Source organism: Clostridium sp. FP2 (assembly GCF_011065955.2).
GTDB lineage: Bacteria > Bacillota > Clostridia > Clostridiales > Clostridiaceae > Clostridium_AD > Clostridium_AD tagluense.
On sequence record NZ_JAAMNI020000001.1, the window covers coordinates 2,604,380 to 2,628,177 of the forward strand.

21 protein-coding genes and 3 pseudogenes are annotated in these 23,798 nt (G+C 31.4%); all 24 read left to right on the forward strand.

All coding sequences use genetic code 11. From position 1 onward, the window contains the following. Nucleotides 1–336: 336 nt before the first annotated feature. Entirely contained in the window at nucleotides 337–2,259 is a 1,923-nt protein-coding gene (locus tag G9F71_RS12400; RefSeq protein WP_224626351.1) for a P-loop NTPase fold protein, read from the forward strand. A gap of 365 nt (nucleotides 2,260–2,624) precedes the next feature. After that, nucleotides 2,625–3,242, forward strand: a complete 618-nt coding sequence (locus G9F71_RS12405; protein WP_164951101.1) for a hypothetical protein — start codon at nucleotides 2,625–2,627, stop codon at nucleotides 3,240–3,242. 119 nt (nucleotides 3,243–3,361) lie between these two features. Then, nucleotides 3,362–3,541 (forward strand): hypothetical protein, encoded by a 180-nt coding sequence (locus tag G9F71_RS12410; protein WP_164951100.1) that lies wholly within the window; start codon nucleotides 3,362–3,364, stop codon nucleotides 3,539–3,541. A gap of 384 nt (nucleotides 3,542–3,925) precedes the next feature. Next, nucleotides 3,926–4,771: a hypothetical protein gene (locus G9F71_RS12415; RefSeq protein WP_164951099.1), complete on the forward strand. Its 846-nt coding sequence runs from the start codon at nucleotides 3,926–3,928 to the stop codon at nucleotides 4,769–4,771. Nucleotides 4,772–5,446: 675 nt separating this feature from the next. Next, entirely contained in the window at nucleotides 5,447–6,079 is a 633-nt protein-coding gene (locus G9F71_RS12420) for a reverse transcriptase N-terminal domain-containing protein (protein WP_224626352.1), read from the forward strand. Nucleotides 6,080–6,629: 550 nt separating this feature from the next. Next, the gene (ltrA, locus tag G9F71_RS12425) at nucleotides 6,630–8,405 is read left to right on the forward strand and encodes a group II intron reverse transcriptase/maturase (protein WP_164951098.1); all 1,776 of its coding nucleotides are present in this window, start codon (nucleotides 6,630–6,632) and stop codon (nucleotides 8,403–8,405) included. 113 nt (nucleotides 8,406–8,518) lie between these two features. Further along, a pseudogene (locus tag G9F71_RS27300) lies at nucleotides 8,519–9,220 on the forward strand (reverse transcriptase domain-containing protein); the annotation flags it as partial. A 222-nt stretch (nucleotides 9,221–9,442) separates the two neighbouring features. Continuing rightward, entirely contained in the window at nucleotides 9,443–9,700 is a 258-nt protein-coding gene (locus G9F71_RS27305; RefSeq protein WP_263488265.1) for an HNH endonuclease, read from the forward strand. A gap of 265 nt (nucleotides 9,701–9,965) precedes the next feature. After that, nucleotides 9,966–10,475, forward strand: coding sequence for a GNAT family N-acetyltransferase (locus G9F71_RS12435; RefSeq protein ID WP_164951096.1), 510 nt, complete (start codon nucleotides 9,966–9,968; stop codon nucleotides 10,473–10,475). Between the two features lie 119 nt (nucleotides 10,476–10,594). Continuing rightward, a complete protein-coding gene (locus G9F71_RS12440; protein ID WP_164951095.1) occupies nucleotides 10,595–11,095 on the forward strand; it encodes a GNAT family N-acetyltransferase in 501 nt (166 codons plus the stop codon). Nucleotides 11,096–11,180: 85 nt separating this feature from the next. After that, nucleotides 11,181–11,624, forward strand: a complete 444-nt coding sequence (locus G9F71_RS12445; protein WP_164951094.1) for a stage III sporulation protein AH — start codon at nucleotides 11,181–11,183, stop codon at nucleotides 11,622–11,624. Nucleotides 11,625–11,864: 240 nt separating this feature from the next. After that, nucleotides 11,865–12,653, forward strand: a complete 789-nt coding sequence (locus G9F71_RS12450) for a sugar phosphate isomerase/epimerase family protein (RefSeq protein ID WP_164951093.1) — start codon at nucleotides 11,865–11,867, stop codon at nucleotides 12,651–12,653. Between the two features lie 215 nt (nucleotides 12,654–12,868). Then, nucleotides 12,869–13,423: a DUF402 domain-containing protein gene (locus tag G9F71_RS12455; RefSeq protein ID WP_164951092.1), complete on the forward strand. Its 555-nt coding sequence runs from the start codon at nucleotides 12,869–12,871 to the stop codon at nucleotides 13,421–13,423. A gap of 120 nt (nucleotides 13,424–13,543) precedes the next feature. Further along, nucleotides 13,544–13,912, forward strand: coding sequence for a GNAT family N-acetyltransferase (locus G9F71_RS12460; RefSeq protein ID WP_164951091.1), 369 nt, complete (start codon nucleotides 13,544–13,546; stop codon nucleotides 13,910–13,912). Nucleotides 13,913–13,990: 78 nt separating this feature from the next. Next, entirely contained in the window at nucleotides 13,991–14,299 is a 309-nt protein-coding gene (gene tnpA, locus G9F71_RS12465; RefSeq protein WP_164951090.1) for an IS66 family insertion sequence element accessory protein TnpA, read from the forward strand. Beyond that, nucleotides 14,293–14,646, forward strand: coding sequence for an IS66 family insertion sequence element accessory protein TnpB (gene tnpB, locus G9F71_RS12470; RefSeq protein WP_164951089.1), 354 nt, complete (start codon nucleotides 14,293–14,295; stop codon nucleotides 14,644–14,646). Before tnpA ends, tnpB begins: the two co-directional genes overlap by 7 nt. A 94-nt stretch (nucleotides 14,647–14,740) precedes the next feature. After that, nucleotides 14,741–16,322: pseudogene (gene tnpC, locus G9F71_RS12475) on the forward strand (IS66 family transposase). Next, nucleotides 16,298–16,519 carry a GNAT family N-acetyltransferase gene (locus tag G9F71_RS12480; RefSeq protein WP_164951088.1) on the forward strand — a complete coding sequence of 74 codons (222 nt, stop codon included), beginning with the start codon at nucleotides 16,298–16,300 and terminating at the stop codon, nucleotides 16,517–16,519. Before tnpC ends, G9F71_RS12480 begins: the two are co-directional and overlap by 25 nt. 91 nt (nucleotides 16,520–16,610) lie before the next feature. Beyond that, nucleotides 16,611–17,186, forward strand: a complete 576-nt coding sequence (locus G9F71_RS12485; protein ID WP_164951087.1) for a GNAT family N-acetyltransferase — start codon at nucleotides 16,611–16,613, stop codon at nucleotides 17,184–17,186. 128 nt (nucleotides 17,187–17,314) lie between these two features. Continuing rightward, complete coding sequence (locus tag G9F71_RS12490) at nucleotides 17,315–17,752, forward strand: NUDIX hydrolase (protein ID WP_164951086.1); 438 nt, start codon at nucleotides 17,315–17,317, stop codon at nucleotides 17,750–17,752. A 771-nt stretch (nucleotides 17,753–18,523) separates the two neighbouring features. Beyond that, nucleotides 18,524–19,492: a hypothetical protein gene (locus tag G9F71_RS12495; RefSeq protein WP_164951085.1), complete on the forward strand. Its 969-nt coding sequence runs from the start codon at nucleotides 18,524–18,526 to the stop codon at nucleotides 19,490–19,492. Nucleotides 19,493–20,788: 1,296 nt separating this feature from the next. Beyond that, a complete protein-coding gene (locus G9F71_RS12500) occupies nucleotides 20,789–21,286 on the forward strand; it encodes a site-2 protease family protein (RefSeq protein WP_164951084.1) in 498 nt (165 codons plus the stop codon). A 295-nt stretch (nucleotides 21,287–21,581) separates the two neighbouring features. Beyond that, nucleotides 21,582–23,003, forward strand: a pseudogene (gene istA, locus G9F71_RS12505) (IS21 family transposase). Then, the gene (istB, locus tag G9F71_RS12510; protein ID WP_164951083.1) at nucleotides 23,000–23,731 is read left to right on the forward strand and encodes an IS21-like element helper ATPase IstB; all 732 of its coding nucleotides are present in this window, start codon (nucleotides 23,000–23,002) and stop codon (nucleotides 23,729–23,731) included. The pseudogene istA and the gene istB overlap by 4 nt, the downstream one beginning before the upstream one ends. Nucleotides 23,732–23,798: the final 67 nt, after the last annotated feature.

Below are 23,798 nucleotides of genomic sequence, written 5' to 3' on the forward strand. Positions count from 1 at the left end.
CTTTAATTCGTCACATTTATAAAGTCCGTTATAAACAAATCAGATAAACCGTACAGGTTGTGTCTATAATGAGAAGTTGGGAGTAACATATATTTTAAAATAATGTTAATAAAGTTATCTTTTCTCTAAATAATAATGAATATATATGTCGGACTTGCTAAATTAGACGACATAACTATTAAAATTGAAGTTACGAATAATGCTCTTTGAAAATTGAATAATACGGTATTTAAAAATGAGAAAAGTTAGTATTATGAAAAATTGACATTTGGTCATGTTTGATAGAAAATGAAATAAAATAAGATAAATAAATTTTCAAGGAGGTAAAAAATGCATATGACTGATGAACAAATAACAGAGATGTTAATTGAATATCTACGAGATAGCCGTTATAAGCAAGCAATCTTAATTGATGGAGAATGGGGATCAGGTAAAACTTTTTTTGTTGAAGAAAAATTGTTGCCTGAATTAAAGATTAACCTTCCTTGGAGTTCAGTGTTCTATATTTCTCTGTATGGGTTAAATAATTTTGATCAAATTATGAATGAACTTTATACTGCAGCGTTTGAAGAGTTTTTTGATAAAAAACTGGGAGAGGGAAAAGGAGAAAAGATAGGTAAAGGACTGAACTTTGCATCTAAACTCTTATCGGTTGGTTTAAAACAATTTAATATTGATGCTAAGGATTTACCGTCATTATCTGATATCAAGAAAATCAAAGATGCAGTAATTATTTTTGATGACCTTGAAAGATGTAACATTAACATCAATCAATTACTCGGATTTATCAATAATTTAGTTGAACATAATAATATCAAAGTTATTATTGTCGCTAATCAAGCCGAAGTAGGAAAAACAGAAATTTCGAAGGATTTACCACAAAAATATTTAATTGCGTTGGATGCACGAATTAATTTTGAAGAAGTAAATGATGGCAATAAAGATGAAAAAAAGAATAATCTTATCAATAAAGAAAAGTTGATTTCTCGAAGTGATAAACTATTTTCGGAGGATATTCTTTATAACAAGGTAAAAGAAAAGTTAATTGGCATTACTATATATTATCAAGCTGATTTTAGCTCTATATATGAATCCATTATAGAAAAATATATGGTCGACAAAACAAAAACACAATTGCTTATCAGTAAGCAAGATATATTAGATATTTTTAAAAATCAACAACATTATAATATTCGAACTTTAATATTTGGCATGATGGCTTATGAAAAGTTTTATAATATTCTAGATACGATTAATTTTGATTCCCCCCAATATTTGCAAGAACAAAAAGAACGTATCCTAAAATATACAATGGAATTGTCTATTCAGATTAAATCAGGAAAGGCACCTTATTCATGGAATAACACCACTGCACAGACAGGATTAGTTTATTGGGGAAAATCAGCATTACATGGAAAAAGTGTCTTTGGATATAAATTTGTAGACACGTATCTAATACATCGTTATTTGAATTCTGATGAAATTAAAAATATAATAACATTAAATATGGTTGAAAAGAAAGAGAATGATGATTCACATAAAGCCAAAAATGTATTAGTATTAAATGAATTATATCGTTGGTGGGAATTAGAGGATGAAGAAATACCTGTTCTCCTTTCAAAAATGAAAAGTGAACTTGTGGAACAAAAGTATAGCCCTAGGGATTTTAAAGAGATGATACTTATGTTGATGCAAATGAGTAAACACAACTTGGCTGGAATTGAATATGAGGATTACATTCCTTTGATGAAAATCAAATTGGAAACCCATAATGAGCCTTTTGAAAGGCGAAATTTTGAGGTTTTAAGTGATGAACCGAGTTTTGTACAGCAGTACAATACTTTGGCACAACCGCTTTTCGATGTTATTGATAAAAAAGAAAAAGAGAGCAAAAAAGAACACCACTATTTTCTTGATTATAGACAATCTTGGAATGAAAATTTTGCTTCAAGATGTGGAGAAAACAGTTCATATTTTTTACAGGAAAAAAAGTTTTTCTTTTATATGGTTCCTGATAAAATTATAGATAAATTGAAGGTTTCAAGTGTGAAAGAAATATATTCTTTTATAGAAGGAATAAAAATGGTTTACAGTTTTTCTAACTTAAATGAATTTTTCATGGCAGATGCTCCCAATATACATAGCCTGCTAGATAATATGGATCTTGCGGAACTAAGTCAAGGTAAGCATACTCGAGAAATAGTACTTAATAAATTGCATAAAGTATTAAATGCTTCATTGGAACTTATTGAAGACTGAATACGCATATCTTTCCTAACATTTTTCTTAAGCGTAGCGAATATTAAAACCAAATAATTTATTAAAAAACCGTATTATTCATAATTGGATTTTACGGTTTTTTACGTCGCATTTCAAAAATAGTTCTTCATAACAAACTGCAAGAATTATTAGATTATTTGGTCAGGTTGTGTCTATAATGGGAAGTTCATAGATTTGATATTATGTGCTGATGGAGATGAATTAAATTTTTGGAATAAAGTTGGATTCATAATGGTAAATGAGTTAACATCAACTATAAAATCAGCACTACGAGTACTAATTTGTCATGCTAAAAAATTAATGAGCCACATAATTTGTTTGAGAAAGTTTGTATGGAGGTGTTTATGATTAATGAGAATATTGCGGATATTCTTTCTGGGACAAATGTATCAGAGATAAAGAGAGTACTTAGCGAAAACGAAGAGGATAGTTATAACTTCCTTATAAGGCACTTCTGTTTTCTGCCAAGTAAATATTGTTCAGAAGAAATAAATTCTGATGAAAATCCAGTTGATGCAATTATGAGGATATCAGGTGATGTTGATGGATCTAGAGGTATGAAAACATCAGTCACACCAGAAGCTGTAATAACCTTATACCAGTTACTGTGGAGCAACGTATTGGATACAAAAGAACCCATTAAATTAAAAGGAAGAAAGCCATCTAATGGAGTTGAAAATTTCTATTATGAAATGAAATGGAAGAATGGCATTAATGGTAAAGTTTCAGGAGATATATTGAATAGTTTTCCGAAACAAGTTACGAGAAACTGTTTATGTCTAAATCTACACGATGGCAATTTTCAATTGAAGTTATTCGCTAGGTTGTGTTACACACTAGGGAATTTTATGCCTGTTCCTTGTATGGGAAGAGGCAAAAATTCAATGAATATTATTCATTCATATTTTAAGTTAGGAGCTGGTCGTTATGAAAGAATGGATTTTTTTTATATGACATTTTAAATTATAAAAATGAAAGTAAATATGAAAAAAATTATGAAGAATTTGGTGATTATATAGATACAAATTATATAGAAATAAATTATTTAAATGATTATGTTGAGAATAATTCGATATTTGATTTGGCAACAAAGCAAGAAAAAATTGAGAACCGACAGAATCTTACAATATTATCTAAAGAAAACAAAAATATATATATCGAGAATGTAAATGCTAGAATTATAGCACGTGGTAATAGGATGTTAGAAAAGCTAAAAAATAAATATACAGGTAATTTAGAAATATTTACAAATGATAACTAATATTGGCAACGATAGGCCTTATTTTAAAATGATTAATTTAATTTCATCACGTAGTATTTCAGTTTTTCAATAGAACTAATCTGTAATAATAGAAATTTAAATATATCATTGCGAATGGAATCGCAAAGAAAATGCAAGAAAAAGTGTAACAAATTCCAATTTGTAGAGTTGAGTTAACATAATTTTAGAACCAGTTATTTCGTATCTTTCTTAAATTATGAAATATCTATCAAAGGAAATTAAGTTAACTGCCAATTATCCATAAAATGGGCATATTATATCTATGATTAGAAACTGAGAACTAACTAAGAAATGCTTGGGATATTTACAATTAAGCAGAATAAAAATCAAATATATTATAGTAAAAAGTAGGAGTTGATTTTAATGGACATGCAGTCTTTTTTTCAGAATCCAATTGTAAACGCAATTAGTTTTGGGATTGGAATTCTTGGTACAATTATCGGTTTAATATCTGGATTTATTACATATAAAGGTTTCAGAGGTCAAAAAAATATGGAATATGGTTATATGAGCATTTTGGAGCAAGCAAAAAGAGATTGGAAAGGTAGATATACTGAAAACCAGATAAATGATCTCACAGTTCAGTTCAGGAATCTTGAAGAACAGATTCGAAATGAAATACCTCAACAAGTAAGGAAGACGTTATTAGAAAATCAATTAAACACTATTTGTATATCAATTGGAGATTTATATAACCAATATAAAACAATAAAAAATGAGATTTATCTGGCCTCAACATCAGAGGTATTGGATGAATCGATAAAAGGAATTATTGATTCTGACATCATGCCCATTTATAAAAATAAGCAAAAACAAAACCGAAATTTATATAATCTTGTTTTATTTATTCTTATTTTCACAGTTGCACCTTTTATTTTACGGTTATTCGATTTTTCACTAGATAATTTAATTTTAAACTTCTCTTTATATATATTTGGCTTGATTTTACTAATAAATGTTATTAAACCTTTAAAATTAAAAAGGGTCGATAATTTTTTATTAAAAGGGAAAAAAATAAGTTGGTTTCTGCTAATTTTGTTAGTATTATTATGGATTGGCAGTATTTATATTGTTATTATTGAACCAAACCATTTAAATTTAACTGGTGAAGTTTTTGTTTCAGCATTATCATATATTCCGTATTCAATTAGTTTATATATTTATTTAAATTTTCGAATAAAATACAAATCAAAATATCCATCAATATAAATTTTTAAATAACTTAATCTGAATTAAACCTTGTTAATAGGATATTACAATATATGATAAACAATAAATTATGAACTTCCAATTAGGCTAATAATCGGAGTGCGACAAGAAGCGGCTTCTTCTTGAAATGTTAGTACAGACTGTAGTCTGATGTCCCAGTAGTAGGGATATTCCCATCCGAAACTGCGTTGGAGGTAACTCTGAGGTGGGTTGCATGAGGAAAAGCCTAAATGGTTGCCTAGTATCCACGGCAAGCATGGGCAAGGGAAAGGTTGGTATGGTTTACGATTAAGCATCGTCATTAGCAGCAATGGTTGGGATATGTTCGCCATTGTATTACAGATTAGAAAATGTAGATTCTGATGTACATAAGTTACTACCTATATATCTGTCGGTGTATTGAATAAAGCTAACCCATCCGTTTCTAACAGAAGCTGAACTTGGTAAGTCCTATGGAGTCCAATTTAATGTTGGTAGGTCGACCGTAAGGAAGATACAATGTCCAGAGGATAAAGGAACGTTGGAAAAAGCAAATGTCGCGATGGTGCAAACCAACAGGAATAAGAAATAACTGGGCGAATAATGTTAGTATACAAACCCGAAAGGGTGCTGACTTCCAACTGGTAATCAACACAGAATAAAACGAAAAGCAAGATTTCAAAAGTGAGGTAACAGATGCGAAAAACTTCAATTTATAGGAAGTCCACATTATCTCCCAATGCCCAATGGAAACTAATTGACTGGTTTCATATTAATAAGTATGTAGAAAGATTGCAACAGCGGATATACTGTGCCGAATGTCTTGGTAATAAACGTAAAGTAAGAAATCTGCAAAGAATCTTAGTAAGAAGTAAGGCTATGATGTTGATATCCATAAAAAGGGTTACTCAAATTAACAAAGGGAAAAAGACCGCTGGTGTGGACGGAGAAATAGCGCTAACTAACAAGGAACGATTAAAGCTATTCAATGATTTATCAGAAGGAGATATAGCGAAACATAAGGCTAAACCGTCACATAGAACTTATATTAAAAAGAAGAATGGAAAGTTAAGACCACTAAGTATTCCGACTATACGAGATAGAATATATCAAAATATTATCAAAGGAGCACTTGAACCACAATGGGAGGCAAGGTTTGAACCAATATCATATGGATTTAGACCCAAAAGAGGATGCTATGACGCTATTACAAGGATTTTTCTGTCTTGCCATAGTGGCAGTAGAAAAAGGTGGATTTTTGAAGGGGATTTTAAAGGTTGTTTTGGTGCGACAAGAAGTGACTTCTTCCGCAATTGTCAGTGGATATAGTCAATCCTATATTCTATCCTAGTTGAAAGGATATCCCTATCCGAAACTGCAAAGGAAGTAATTCCTTTGTGGGTTGCATGAGGAAATACCTAATCAATGTCTAGTATCCGAGACAAAGTTGGTTAAGGGAAGAATGGTATGGTTAATGCAAATGAATTCTGTATAAAGTGTCGAAACCTTTGACAATAGTTGGGATATATTTGCTATTGATGTAGATGGGAAAATATGTATCGAAGTGCATATAGGCATCAACCCATATATCTACCGGCATATAAGGAAGACCTAACCCATACGTAACTGACAGAAGTCAAACTTGGTAAGCCCAATGTGGTCCATAAAGATGGTAAGCTTTCCGCGAGGAAAGCCTAATTCCACAGTGGGTAAAGGATGTTGAAATAAGCAAATGCCCTTAAGTCGAAAGACAACAGGAAAGGAAATAACTGGAGGGATAGTGATTTTTTTTTCACACTCGAAAGAGGGCCGAATTTCTAAACAGGTGTGCAACATGATATAAAGCGTAAAGCAATGTCCAAAAGGGAGGTAACAGTCGATGAATGCTTCTAAACAGAAGTCCGCATTATCTAACACTAATAATCAATGGCAACAGTTTGACTGGAAATCCATTGAAAAATATGTAGGGAAATTACAACAACGAATATATCATGCCGAAAAACTTGGACAAAAAAGAAAAGTAAGAGACTTACAAAGGTTACTTATTCACAGTCAAGGTGCTTTGTTACTATCAATTAAACGAGTTACTCAATCTAATAAAGGAAAAAAAACAGCTGGTGTGGATGGATTTGTAGCATTGAATTCAAAAGCAAGATATAACCTCTATGTAAAAATGCAAAAAATGAGTATATATTTACACAAACCTAAACCAGCATATCGAGTTTACATAAAGAAAAAAAATGGTAAGTTACGCCCTTTGGGAATTCCCACAATCATTGATAGAGTATATCAAAATATTGTTAAAATATCATTAGAACCTCAATGGGAAGTTCGCTTTGAACCAAATATGTATGGATTTAGACCTCAAAGAAGTTGTCAAGACGCCATCCTGAGAATTTATCTTTCCTTGGCGAGGAAAAAGAGACAATGGATATTTGAGGGTGATTTTAAGAATTGTTTTGGAACGTTAAATCATGACTACATTATTGAGCAAATAGGAATATTTCCAGCTAATGAAATCATTCATAACTGGCTCAAAGCAGGCTATGTTGACAACGATATTTTCAATGAAACAGATAATGGAACACCTCAAGGCTCGATTGCGTCACCGTTACTTGCTAATATTGCACTTAATGGAATGGGAAAGGCTCTTGGCGTCAAGTACAAAACAACAAAGACTGCTAACGGTGTTATTAAGTATGAAAATAGAGGAAAATATACACTATCTGTTTATGCTGATGATTTTGTAATTATGTGCTTTACAAAAGAAGATGCAGAAAATGTATACAATTCATTATCCGGTTACTTAAATGTAAGAGGTTTAGAACTTGCAGAAGAAAAAACTAAAATAACAAATATAGCAGAGGGATTTGACTTTTTAGGCTTTAATATTAGAACATATAAAAACGGAAATAAAACCAAACTCCTAATTAAACCATCCAAAAAGAGTATTAAAACTCTAAAAAGTAAAATATCAGATAAATTTAAAGAGTGTACTGGAAATAATGTAGGATATTTAATTAGAAAGCTTAATCCCGTTGTTATAGGAACAGCCAATTATTGGAATACACAAGTGGCTAAAGAAATTTTTGGCGATATAGATAATTATCTATGGATAAAAACCAGACGATTCCTTAATAGGTTGCATCCAAAGAAAAGCAATAAATGGAAGAAGAGTCAATACTTCAAACCGGATATAGCTGGACAAAGTAAGGATAAATGGATACTTACAGACCCGATTACAGGCAGACAGTTAACTAAAATGAAGTGGACGCCGATTGTCCGACATGTACTTATAAAGCATGACTTTACTCCTTTTGATGAAAGACTTGATGATTATTTTCAAAAGAGAAAGACCAAAGAATTCGATAAAAATAATATTAAATCAAGACAAAAATTAGCTAAAAAACAGAAATACTTATGCCCTTTATGTAAAAAAGATATTACAAATGGAAAAGAAATCCTGGTAACTCACTATAAAATTCCTAAAATATTTGGTGGTACTAATGAATATAAAAATATACAATTGGTACATAAAAGCTGTGATGAAGAGTATAGTAATTACTTTTCTAGCATATCAACAGAACCAAATAAAAAGCAAATATTTGACTGTCACAAAAGTATACTGAATAAGAAACTTGCAGGAATAATTTGAACAGGAGTCTCGGATGAAAGCATGCTCGAGCCGTATATATGGAAACATATAAGTACGGTTCCAAGGGGAGTAGGGAGCAGTAATGTTCCACTCTTACCCGACACAATTTAAACCATGATTATATTATGGAACAGATAAAAGAATTTCCATACAGTAACATGATAGGCAAATGGCTAAAAGCAGGATATGTTGATAATGGTGTATTCAATGAAACAGAATTCGGTTCTGGACAAGGAAGTATTGTATCGCCGTTGCTTGCTAATATTGCATTAATGGGTATGGAGGATATACTTGGAATAAAGTACAAGCCTGTAAAAAACAATGGCAAAATTGTAAGTTATACAAACGTAGCCAAATATACATTAGTGTTTTATGCAGATGATTTTGTGGTAATGTGCAATACACAAAAAGATGCAGAGGATGTCTATGAGCTATTAAAACCATATTTAGATAAAATAGGTTTGGAGTTATCTAAAGAAAAAACAAGAGTGGTAACGATAGATGAAGGTTTTAATTTTCTGGGCCTTAATGTTAGAATGTATCAAACGTGTCAAGGTGAAAAACTGCTGATAAAACCATCAAAGGAGTCTATCAAGAAAAGTAAAGAAACTATTTCAACTGAAATACAAAAGTTGAAGGGTAAAAATGTTGGTGCCGTAATAAACAAACTTAATCCAATAATTAAAGGCATAGGTAATTACTGGTCGGCGTGGGTCGCAAAGCATACATATTCATATATGGACCACCATATATGGTGGTGTACATTTAGGTTTTTAAAATATTTGCATCCAAAGAAGAGTAAGACTTGGATAATAAATAGATACTACAAACCAGATATAGCGAGACAAAGCAAAAACAAATGGATACTGACTGACCCTAAAAAGAATAAGCAACTCACAAAAATGTCATGGATACCAATAGTCAGGCATAGGCTCATTAAATTTAGAGCAACTCCATATGATAGTAGCCTTAAAGGATATTTCAATAGTAGGGATGAAAAGGAATTTAACAGAAACTGTGTTAAAAGCAAACAGAAAATGGCTAAAATACAGAATTATAAATGCCCTATATGCAACAAGAGTATTACAGATTTTACAGAAAAGTTGGAAGTACAAGAAAAGGTACCGATGATACACGGCGGAACAAGAAAATATAACAATTTACAATTGGTACATAGATATTGTAACAAACAATATTATAAAATATTTCCGCTAGAAGGTGAACTTCCAACAAAACAGCAAAAACAAAAAGGCTACAAAGTCATAAGACAACTAAGGCTTGCAGAATTATTATAAAGACAATAGGATAAATGAGAGCTTGAGCTGTATGTCGCGAAAGTGACACGTACAGTTCTTAGGCGAGAAGGAGGGAGTAATTCCTCTGACTTAGCCGACAGTTGAAAAATGTATACGTAATTGATTGTAGCGATGTAGTTGGACAGGCTATGCCAACACTTTTTATATATAACAATTTATAGTTAAACAAACTTTTTGTTGCGTAAGGGTTAGAAATAGTGAACTATAAACCATTGATTATTACAAACAATATGGGAGGAATGTTATGAGATTATTAAGACCATCAATTGAATATAAACAACAGGTTTTAGAATACAAAAACGAATTTATGGTAAAGGGTGATAATTTGGCGGGTACATCATATTTGCAAAAATATGATGTTTATGAAGAATGGATGAAATTTGTATCTGATAATGAAAAAGAGAGTACAAAACATACAGAAGTAACTGCAAGTGTATTCTTAGCAATTAGGGAGGAAGATAATAAATTAATTGGTATGATAAATATAAGGCATACATTAAATGACTATTTATTTAATTATGGAGGACATATTGGATATAGCGTAAGAAAAATTGAACGAAAAAAGGGCTATGCAAAGGAAATGCTAAAAATTGCATTGGAGGAATGTAGAAAATTAGGAATGAAAAAAGTCTTACTTACATGTGATGCTGATAATATTGCGTCTGTAAGGACTATTAAATCTTGTGGTGGAATATTCGAAAATGAAGTTTCCGATAATGAGTTATTAACACAGCGGTATTGGACTGAATTATGAACATGATTTGATTCGCAATCTTCGTATAAATAATGCATCAATCATAACTATACTATTGATGCACTACAGTAAAAAAGTTCGAATTAAAGGTTAGTTATATTAGCATTGGAGGAAAAATAATGGATATACAGGTTGTAAAAGTTAATAACGATGAGAAAGAGATACTTCAAAATTTGCTTGAATTATATTGTTATGAGTGGTCTCAGTATAACAAGCTTGATGTTAATCAATTTGGGTCATATGAATTCGCAGTATTAGATTGTTGGACAGAAGAAAATCACTATCCTTTTTTCATAAAAGTTGATGGTAAATTGGCAGGCTTTGTATTAGTTGATAAAGATTTTGCTGTACGCAAGGATTGCGACTTTGCAATGTCAGAGTTTTTTGTCATGCATAAATACCGCACAGCCGGTGTTGGGAAATATGCGGCAAAAACAATATTTGATATGTTGCATGGAAAGTGGGAAATAATGTGTCATCCTAAAAATATCACTTCTATATATTTTTGGAATAAAATAATAGATGAATACACAAACGGCAAATTTGAACTTATAAAATCATGTCAAGAAGTCGTTTATCAAGAAGGAACATTTGCGGATTTCTTTTTCTTTGAAAACTAAAGGATCTATATAAGATTGAGAGAATAATATTAAGTTAATTAATTCGATATCTTCTAATATGTCGAAGTTACAAGGAGGGAAATTTATGTTTATAGAAACTAATCCAAGAGAAAAGATTTATAGAGATTTAATAGATTTAGCTTTTGAAGTTTGTAATGAATTTGTATTAGTGGTAAGAAGTGATATGGATATAAATACTAATATTAATTACGTTTTAGAAAAATTACAACCATCTCTAAAAGAAGTAAAAGAGCAATTTGAATGGCCAGGTACAATATATGGTGGTGAGCAACCTGTATTGGTATATTATTACAATACTGATAATCATGCTAAAGAAATATTAAAGCAAGTATCAAACTCACTACATGATTGGGTTCAACCAAACTTACCAGAGGACTTGTCTTTTATAAAAAATCATAAGCCTTGGTTAATTAACACTTCACATGAATACGAAAGTTATATTGAAACTAAAGATGAAGAAGAAATCAATAAAATCATAAAAATTAAAGGGTTAAAAGTAAGGTTATAGTATTTGCAGTTACTTCGGAACTTCAAAAATAGTGAATCAATCGAAAAATATGATAGATAAACAATAGTTAGAAAAGGTGAAGTTGTTTATAAAGTAAAATAAATTTGAAAATTACCAATCGACTTATCCGCAATATCCTGCTACATATAAGTATATTATATTATTTATAGAATTTTGTTGGGATGAAGTCTATGAATTATATAAAATCTATGATGGAGAAAGCAAGAAAGGAAGAGGCTTATGATTACTATTTATGATTGGTTCGGCTATGAATTGTCGATTAAGGAACGTTATCGGTTAATAAAAGAAGCTGGATTTGATGGTGTTTTATTATGGTGGAGTGATGGCTTTGGTCGTGACTGCTTTGGTCGGAACGATTACCGCAACGGGCCACAAATTGCGCGAGAAGCGGGTCTTTTTATAGAAAATATCCACACACCAGTCCAAAACGAAAACAGCCTCTGGCTTGACAATCTGGACGGTGAAGCCTTAACCGATTGTTATTTGCAATGTGTTGCAGATTGCGCCGAATTTGAGATTCCAACAATGGTGGTGCACCTGCCCAACGAAGACAATCCATATAACGCATTGGGACTGGATAGAATCAAGAGAATCACTGAAAAAGCTGAACAGCTTGGTGTCAATGTTGCACTGGAGAATTTACGGAATCTTGCCAATTTGGCATATGTGCTGGAACAAGTGGATTCCCTGCGTATCGGATTCTGTTATGACTGCGGACATCACTACCGCTACTATCCAGGCGATGATTTATTATCTATGTACGGTTCCCGGGTGATGGCACTACATTTACATGATAATAACGGAAGTTATGCCCAACACGGGTTACCCTTTGACGGCACGATTGATTGGTCTATAACCATGAAAAAAATTGCGGAAACGGATTATTCAGGCGCGACAGCAATAGAGGCCATGAATTGGGATTATGAGGATTTATCGGCTAAAGAGTTTTTACATAAATCGTTTGAGCGAGCAAAAAGGCTGGAAGCATTAAAACTCTATAATCCATGAAACCGGAAATAATCTGCAACAAACTTTAATATATGTATGATACCGTAATTAGCAGCATCTTCGCCTTATTCTTATAATGTCTATAATAGGAAGTCCTAAAAATGCAAAACACTTTATAGGTGTAGGGCATATTAGCGATATCTGAAGACATTTCTCAGTTAAAGAGTTAGGTCAAACTTATAAAAAAATGCGGTGCTTAAGATTAGGGGGAGAGTATGAAAAGAAAATATATTGATCACAGTAAGTGGGAAAGAATAGAAAAAAACAAGAGCATATTATTTAATACGTATCAAGAACGATTTAACGGATATGCTTCAGCTATTTTTATAGAAAAAGTACACGAGAAACTTGTATGTAATTTTGATAAGCGGCAGGTTTGCGTTTTAAATGATGGATATATATTAATACAACGGTTGCCTATTGAAAAGAATTGGTCTGTAACTACTATATTTGATGAAAACAATAATATTATTGATTGGTATTTTGACATAACAAAGCAAAATGATATTGATATACACAGTCAACCCTTTTATGATGACTTATATCTTGATGTTGTTGTATTTCCTTCAGGTGAAATAGTTTTATTAGATGAAGATGAACTTAATAAAGCATTAGAAAATGGAGATATTACACAATTGGACTTTGACCTTGCCTATAATGTAGCAAACCAAATTATAAATGGCATGGCAAAAGATGTTTTATCCTTATCGAATATGAGTTATGATGATTTGGAATTTTTTAATAAACAATTAGGTACAAACTATGACTAATTAGTATATTATGAAATTCTGCTAGTTCATAATATTCATGTTAAGCGTCACAACTATTATTTTTTTACTGAATGATATTGTATTCTATGACGTCATATTTTAACTGGAGAGGATGTAATTATGTTAAAACTTAACACAGATAGGCTAAGTATCTTACCCTTAGATAAATATAATCTTGAACTTTGCATAAATGATTATAATAATATGGAGAGAAATTTAGGTTTAATTATTACTGATAAAAACATTGGAATTAGGGACAAAAATGTTTATAAAATAAGGTTAAATGATGTAGAAAATAATCCTACAAATTTTATGTGGTATACAACTTGGCTTATAATTTTGAATGAAGAAAATCGAAGTGTTGGGTCTATAATGGTAAAGGGATACCCAAACGAAGATGGACAAGTAGTAGTTGGATATGCTATGCAGAGTGACTATAGACGTAAAGGATATATGCTCGAGGCATTAAACTGCATTATACAATGGTAAGCGCCAAATAACTCGTCACCTACCATTATTAGAAAAATGATGTGATAATACTCCTATGATGACGAGGAGGCTAGATAGATGAATAAAAGAAAATCTAAAGCACAATGGATAACATTAGTAAAAGAATATAACTCAAGTGGACTAAATTTAGCAGCTTGGTGCAGAGAAAAAGGAATTAGTAAAAGCTCCATTTATCCATATCTAAAAAAAATTAAAGCGCTAGCTGCTGATCCTTCTGAACAAAAGTGGGGCACAGTAACAATACCAAAAAACGTTGGAACATCTTCAATCTCATTAAAAGTTGGCACTATCACTTTAGATATACGGGATGGCTTTAACAAAGGAACATTGATAGATGTTTTAGAGGTGGTAATGGAGCTATGCTAAATCTAACTAATTCTGGACGTGCATATCTTGCTTGCGGAGCAACTGACTTAAGAAAATCTATTGATGGATTAGCTGCCATTATTCAAATGATATTCAAGCTAGATCCATTTTCAAATTGTCTATTTATATTTTGCAATAAAAATAAAGATAAAATTAAAATACTAGAATGGGAATATTCAGGTTTTTGGTTATATTATAAACGCTTAGAAAAAGGTAGATTCAAATGGCCTTCAAATGAAAATGAAGTAAAAAGTGTTACACAAAGAGAAGTGAGATGGCTTCTTGATGGATTATCAATAGAACAACCTAAAGCTCATAAAGAAGTAACGGAACGATCAGTAATTTAGCTACAATTCTTGAAATGAAAGCAGGCATAAAAACAGGCGTAAGCCTTGTATTTCCCTAGCTTTTTAGCTTGAAATATGGTATAATTTACACATGATGAATATAGAGAATAAAAGCAAAATCCAAACTGAATATATTAAAAACTTAGAGGAAACTTGCAAATCACAAGAAGCTCAAATCAAATTATTAGAAAATAAGATAGTCTGGATGATGGAGCAGATAACCCTATTGAAGCATGTGCGTTTTGGAGCTTCAAGTGAAAAAAGCGAGTATGATCAACTAAGTTTATTTGACGAGGCTGAAAAGGAAGCTGATGAACGTGTTGCTGAGCTTGAATTTGAGGAAATCAAGATTAAGAGAAAAAAGCGCATAGGTAAAAAGGATGAAATGCTATCTGATTTACCTGTAGAAGTGGTGGAATATTATCTTCCTACGGAGGAACAATTCTGCCCTGAATGCGGTGAGGCTATGCACATTATGGGCAAAACTGTGAGAAGAGAATTAATAATAATTCCAGCCCAAGCAAAGGTGCGAGAGCATGTACAATATATATATATATTCATGCCGAGATTGTGAAAAATATAGTGATGGAACTCCTATTGTTAAATCAGTAGTATCGGAGCCTGTTATTAAAGGAAGTATGGCTTCGCCATCAACAGTAGCGTACATTATGTCTCAAAAATATGTTAATGCGATGCCTTTATATCGCCAAGAAAAAGAGTTTGAAAGACTAGGAATAGAAATTTCAAGGCAGACTATGGCTAATTGGGTTATAAGATGTGCCAATGATTGGCTTGAACCTCTATATTCTGCAATGAGAGAAATCTTAGTAAATAGAGAAGTTATTCATGCAGATGAAACTGTGCTCCAAGTTCTAAAAGAACCTGGTAAGAAGCCGCAGTCTAACTCATATATGTGGCTTTATAGAACTAGTGGAGATACTAATAGTCAAATAGTTTTATATGAATATCAGCCGGATAGGTGTGCTAAGAGACCTAAAGACTTTTTAAAAGGTTTTAAGGGGTACTTGCATACTGATGGCTATGCAGGATATCATAATCTTTCAAAGGATATCATAGTTTGTGGGTGCTGGAGCCATGCAAGACGTAAGTTTGATGAGGCTCTTAAATCCATATCTCCTTCGGAGAGTCTTGGCTCAAAGGCATTAGAAGGCAAAAATTACTGTGATAAGCTTTTTACAATAGAAAGGAATCTTGCCAACTATACAACAGAAGAAAGGCATAAAAGACGTCAAGAACTCACAAAGCCCGTTCTAGATGCCTTTTTGTCATGGTTAAAAAATTGTAATGCACTTCCAAAGACAGCTTTAGGAAAGGCAGTCCACTATACATTGGATCAGTGGAAGTACTTGGAGAATTATCTTCTTGATGGACGGTGCGAGATAAGTAATAATCGTGCTGAAAGAAGTATTAAACCTTTTGTTATCGGAAGAAAAAATTTCTTATTTTCCGACACAGTCCGTGGCGCTAAATCAAGTGCAATAATATATAGCATTATTGAAACTGCAAAAGAAAATGGGTTAATTCCAATGAATTATCTTACGTATTTGTTTGAAACAATGCCTAATATTGATTTTAAAAATAACCTAGATTTATTTGAATCCCTATTTCCATGGGGAAATCTTCCAGAAGAATGCTATTTAAAGAAAAAAGATTAAAAATAGCGGCTAATAGCTGTCAAGGTGACAAGTTATTAACCGCTTACATACAATGGATATTTTTGAACCCAGATGTTAAATGTGTCATTGCAGATACAATAAAAAATAATATACCTTCACATAGGGTTCTACAGAAAATTGGCATGGTAGTTTATAAGGAAGATGATGAATGTATTTGGTGGAAATTAAAAAAGTAGTTACTTCGGAGTAGTATTCTATTGTGACGTAAAGTCATTGATAAGAGCAATTGAATGCATTTGTGCAATAACTATATTTAGGGGGAAACTTATGATTGAGGGGAAATATGTTTTTATAAGACAACTTGAATTAGGGGATGAAGAGTATTTATATAAGTGGTGGAATAATGGAGATATGATGGGCCATTCTACTCATGCCTTTGGAACATTACAAAGCAAAGAAGCAATACGTATTAATATCCTAAAGGAAATTGAAAATTCTAATATGTTTCCAGAAAGAAAAAGATTTATAATATGTAAAAGAGAAGGTAATAAACCGATTGGAGAGATGAATTATTGTGACTGGGACGCACGAAATCAGAAGTGCGAATTTGGAATAAAGATTTGTGAAATTAATGAACAAGGAAAAGGGTATGGTAAGGATGCACTATATCATTTTATAGACTTTATATTTAGATTTTTAAATTTGAATAAAATTGAACTCACAACAATGTTAGACAATAAGAAAGCTCAAAGCCTATATAAAAAATTAGGATTTGAAGAAATAGGTGTAATTAGACAAGGATATTTTGATAGTAGGACAGGTGACTTTCAAGATGTGGTTTATATGGATTTATTAAAAAATGATTGGGTTAAAACTAAGGGAATTATATACATTCAACATTAAGTCATCTACATCTACAATTGATGAACAATCGTAATTCATTGCGAATTTAGGAGGTAGTATATGGAATACTGTGATTTATTTGATATAAATAAACAACCTCTTGGAAAAATAATGAGAGAGGAAAGCCGTTGTGTGATGGAGAGTATAATACTGGTGTAGAAATATGGATTATTAATGATAATGGTGAAATGTTATTGACACAAAGACACCCATCTAAAAGTCATCCTTATCAGTGGGAATGTATAGGAGGAATGGTTTTAGCAGGAGAAACAAGTCTTGAAGGAATAAGAAGAGAGGTCTTTGAAGAAATTGGAATAAATATAGATAAAACAGTGCCAAAGTTGATTGGAACACAAATAATGTCAAATCAATTTGTAGACACTTATCTTCTTAATCTTAATATTAACATAAGCCATTTATCGCTGCAATCTGATGAAGTTATTAATGCAAAATGGGTTACAATATCAGAATTAAATATAATGCGAGAGCAAAGAGAATTTGTTAACTCTGTACTAATACGTTTTGACGCTGTAAAAAATAAAATTATTTCGCATTTGGCAAAATAAACAAAATTTTAAAATATGTTAGTGAAAGATATAAATGATGTAGTGCATAGACATATTGTAGCTAATTTAATTGAAAAAAAGTAGGATGGTTTATTAAGAGATTTCATTCGGAATCTTCATAACGGACGACACAAACAACTGTTAGAAGTACTAAAGTAATGGAGTAATTCTGCGTTTTTTATATATTCTTCAGCTTCACATTATTCTTATAACCGTAAGTATTTAGACCGGTGGAAGGACTAGACAAAATTAACTATAAGGCAGTTAGCAATACCAACATATATAATTGATTATGGAAGAATGTTCTTTGGTACAGATTATCCTTTCCGATGGTTATGCCAGTACGAAGGAATAGTTCAAATTTTAATGGTTGCTCATAAATTTATAAAATTTAGAAAATTACGAAGTTGGAAGGAAATTAGGGTAGATATAAATTGATACTCAATATAGAGTACCTTCAATAGCTATAATAATGTTTATGTGATGAATTTTATATTAACGACTACATAGATAATAAAGGTATTTTAAGAATATATATAATTGAAAAGGGTTCTACAATTCTCAAAATTTATATGAGAAGATAACTTTATAAAGTTGTAAGCTTTAAGTTGATTTAAAACTGGATACAAAAATCTTTACACATATACATAAATACGTTCAATTAAATTTAATATACTCATATGGGATAATCACAATATAATTATGTAAATTATGGGAATGTAATGTATAGTTGTTTAAAAGGTTTGTATTTATAATATAAGGAGTTTGATTATGAAATATTTTGATTACAAAAGATGGATTAAGTATAAGGATTATGTAAAAGATGAAAGTACTAAAATTAATCTTATAAAAAATGATAAAGAAAGAAATAGTAGAAAAATTCAATTATATAATAATATCCACTATGAAATATTTATAGCTGATGTTTTTATAACAATTATTATATTTTCCATATTTATTATTTTTAAACTATATAAAAATAGAGAATACAATATGTTAATGATAGATATAACAACATTTACAATCACTACTTTAATTCTAATTGGTTCAATTTTGAAAAATCAATTATTTAACTATGAATATAAAAATGATTATGGTGTAGATGTAAAAAATGAAGATGTTAATGAAATGGAAAAACTAGACAGTATGTTAAAAAGTAAAAAAACATCCCCTAAATTAATTAGGAAAGAATTAGATGTTATTTTTAATAAAGAAAGAAAAAGACAATATAAGAAATTTAAAACTAGATTAAGAAAATTGACGTTATTATCTTTTATAGTATATTCTTATACATTTTTCATTATTACAGGCATGACAATATTAGCAGTAGAAGACTATTTTGGTTATAAACTTAGAATATATTTTTTTATTCTTGGCTTTATTATAACAATGATTGCGATAATACGAATTCTTAAAAGTAACATATGGAGCTTCTGGGTATGCATAGCTTCTATGATTGGAGTATATATCATCTTGCTTATATATGGTAGTTTTATTTTTGGATCATATTACTACACAAAGGAGATTAGTGTAATAGAAGCAGGCAATTTAGAAGTACTTTTAAAGCAATCAATTAAAATAGGAATGAATAGCTTTTTTAATTATACACAAGGTGTAACATACGATCAAACGGTTGTTAAATTTGTACAATTTGTATCAGGTAAAATAATGGAATGGACTTTATTGGGAAGTTTTAGTGCGCTATTTTTATCAGTAATGACACCCAAGTATAAGGAATAAGTATTAGAAAAATACAATGATGGCAGCAGAACTGGTACTTAGTTTAGCTGGAATTATATTGTTTTTAAAGTATCTTTCTATAAATTCAAGATACATTGATTGTCAGCCTAACCACCTACTACGGATAGTCCATAAAACTAAATTTTTTTATTTAATCTAGGTGAATATCTGAAGTCATTAAGATAAATAGTGTTAATGAATATGTATATTCTATTATGGCGTGGGTGTATTTCATCTAATCAACTACCCATTATTCTTATAATGCAAAGAGAAGTTATTACGATTTTTTCATTTATTTTCCCACACTTTTCCCACATAAGTGTTAGAAAGCTTTAGAATGTTATAAAATATTATACCCTTGGAAGGGTTGATATACATAAGTTATAGCAGATTGCAGAAAGTTATAAAAGGCAATTTAACGACTCAGGGGTTCAATTCCACTAGGAGTCACCAAAACATAAACGTTGATATAGCAGGCTTTACAGCAATGTAAAACCTGTTATTTTTTTATTTTCCCACAACTTTCCCACACAAGTGTTAGAAAGCTTTAGAATGTTATAAAAAGATATACGCTTAAAAGGGTCGATATGCATAAGATACAGCACAATAAAGAAAGTTATAGAAAGCAATTGATCGAACTTACTAAGGATTTGTGAAATTAGTTTTATGGATCAGAAGTGCTCTTTATTTTTGTGAATATTTTAAAACAAGAATAGCAGCTATTATCTCAAATGACATTGGGTAAATATATGGAGGCGGCCTAGTCATAACGATGGCTTATGGATTGCTGTGTTTGAAATTGCTAAAAGATTGAATTTATCTATGAATATTCAAGAACTAAAAGCAAGATATGTAAATGAGTCATATAGCCATGAATAGACACCTACGTAAATGGTAAGCTTTTTAAACTCTTGTTATTAAAATCTTGCATTAAATAATTTAAATAGATTTGCTTGGACAAAAAACATCGGTTAGATATCGGTGTTTTTTTGTTGTTTCATAATATTAAAGAAAAGTTAAGATGGATTGTTTAGTAAATAACGAGTTATTTTGATTTATTATACAAATTTAGAAGGAATATGATAGAAGGATGTAGAAAGATTGTTAGTAGAATGTTTTAGAAGTATTTATGAGTATTATGGCTATAATGGACAGTTCCCCAAATTAGCACTTAGTTTATAAATGTCGGGAATACCGTAGTTAAGCAACATTAAAATAAGAGATTTATATCTGTATGACATTATGAAAATTAGTATAAGTTAATTCAAATTTATACTTAATGGGGGAATAGTTAAAATGAATAATAGTATTATTTTATTTATTGTGTATGGAGTATTAATAAGTTTAATTTCACCAATTCTAACATTTTTACATGAGTTAGGGCATGCCATCAGTGCTTTAAGTCTCACAAATGGACAAGTAGATATAACGATAGGAAATTTTGAAAAAAAGCATGTTAGTTTCAAAATTGGTAGGTTGAAAGTTTATTTAAATAAATTCTCGCCATGGGTTGGATATACGTATTTGAGTGAAATACCACAAGAGAATTATAAAAAAATATTATTTTATTTAGGTGGTCCAATTGCTTCAGTATTAGTTGGATTTATATTTACTATTTTAGGCGCTATAACAGAAAATATATTTTTAAAAATACTTTTATGCTCATTTATATTTGGTAGTTATAGTCAATTTTTAACGACCATTATACCGATGACATATAAACATGGAGCATACAAAGGTAGAACAAGTGATGGATATAAAGTAATCAATGTAATTAAAGAAAAGATTGCTTGAAAAACGTCGCTTAACAAAAGCTTGCAATTCGTTGTGGCAGCTTAGGGGTCTTTCTTTAGGGTCGCCACAACACATCCCTTCGCCTCATAAATGGGCTCAGGGACGTCTGCAAGCAGGAACGTTATGCGCAATCATTAACTATTTTTTGAGTTAGAGCGTAAGTTGTTTCTGGTATACTAAAATCAATGCAGACCGGCCTTTAAAAAACCAAGCATAAAATGGAAAAAATCCATTGCCAGCACCCTCAAAATAAATTATCCTTTTTAGTGACGAAACTGAAAAGGAGACCGAGGAGATGCTAACAATGGAACATATATATCGTATCAGACATTTGAGGAAATTTGAAGGGAAAAGTTTAAGAAAAATTGCGGAAATTACTGGTCATGATTTTTCTACAGTAAAAAGATATGTTGATAAAGAAGATTTTAATCTCCCAATGCCCATAAAACAAAAGCGTGAGAGCAAATTGTCACCCTACAGAGATATTGTCTTGAAATGGCTCACTGATGATAAGAAAGCTCCACACAAACAACAGCATACAGCAAAAAGAATACATGATCGGTTAGAAGAACTTTACCCAAATGAGTTTGATGCTCATGAAAGATCCGTAAGAAAATTCGTTGCAAAGCTACGAAAAGAATTGGTCATGGTCACCGATGGATTTCTACCACTAGAGCATCCACCAGGTGAAGCTCAGGTTGATTTTGGAGAAGCTCGTTTTATTGAAAATGGAATTACATATGACGGTAATTATCTTAATATATCTTATCCACATAGCAATGGTGGCTATATGCAACTCTTTAAAAGTCAAAATCAAGAATGCCTATTAGAAGGTATGAAAGCAATATTTGAACATGTTGGGGGAGTTCCAATAGCTATATGGTTTGACAATATGTCTACGGCAGTTAAGAAAGTTAAAGAATATGGGAAACGTGATTTAACAGATGGATTTATAAGATTTATGATGCACTATGGCTTTCAAAGTAATTTTTGCAATCCAAATAGTGGTAATGAGAAATGGTCCGTCGAAGCAAAGGTGGGATACCACCGCTGAAATCTCTTAGTGCCAGTTCCGGAATTTAAGAGTCTAAAAGAATTCAACAAGGAACTTCTTGAAAAATGTGATAAGGATATGAATAGAATGCATTATAAGGGCCATGGCCTTATCAAAGATTTATTTGAAGAAGATATCATAGAGTTCTTTAAACTTCCGGATGCTCCATTTGAGGTCTATTTGCATCAATTTGCAAAGGCAGACAATTATGGTAAAGCGAAGTTTGATGGAAGACTTTATTCAACCTCTCCCAATATGGAAGGACAACAAGTTATGTTTAAAGTTGGAGCCTATGATATTGATGTGTTAGATTATAACAGTAACCTTATAGTTACTCATAGTAGGCTATATGGAGAGGAAAAAGAATCGATGATTTGGGTTCCTTATTTAGAACTTATGTCTAAGCGGCCTACGGCCCTTAAATTATTTACCAAAATGACAGCAACTACAAATATAGATTCTGCAATAGCAGCATTTGAAGAAAGCATTAAATGTGGGACAAGTGATGTAGATAGTATTTGGGCTACCTATTGCCGATTAACGACCGGCCCTTTACCGGAACTAGAAATTTGTCTTTCTGAAACAGTACCAAAACTTGAGAAGTACACCCCTGACATAACTGTTTATGATAAATTAATGGTTGCAGGAGGACTAAATCAATGAGCTCAGATGTATTAATAAAACATTATTGCAAAGAACTTAGACTAGGAACTAGTTTTTATGAAAACTATGCAGAAATTCAAGCAACGGATTTTGGGGACTTCTTAGCACAAATATTAAAACGTGAAGCTGAAAATAGAGAAGTAGTTAGAAGAAATAGAAACCTTAAATCAGCTGGATTTGATGTTATTAAAACCTTTGAAGATTATATTTTTAAAGATATTCAAGTCCCTCAAGCAATTGATATTGATGATTTAAAAACCGGAGGTTTTATTGATAAGCTAGAAAATCTAGTATTATATGGACCGGTTGGAACTGGTAAAAGTCACATGGCCACTGCCATAGGCGTAGCTGCTTGTTCTAGAGGAAAAAGAGTAAAATTCTTTCGGACAGCAGCACTAGTTAATCAATTGAGCGAAGCAAAAGCTAAAGGAGAATTGAAACGATTTATGCGTCAGATAGAGAAAATTGACCTGTTGATTTGTGATGAGTGGGGGTACGTCCCTTTTGAAAAAGAGGGAGCTCAGTTACTATTTCAAGTAATCTCGGAATGTTATGAAAAACGAAGTGTAATTATCACCACTAACTTAGAGTTCAGCAAATGGAATGGTATTTTTTACGATGAAAAGCTTACCAGCGCTATCATTGACCGACTAGTTCATCACAGCCATTTATTAGTTTTTAGTGGCCCAAGCTACCGCTTAACACACTTAACCATGAATACCCAATAATTGGAATAGGGTGCTGGGAAAATTAAGTTCCGCAATGCATGGTTTTTAGCTTGCCAAAAACACGTAA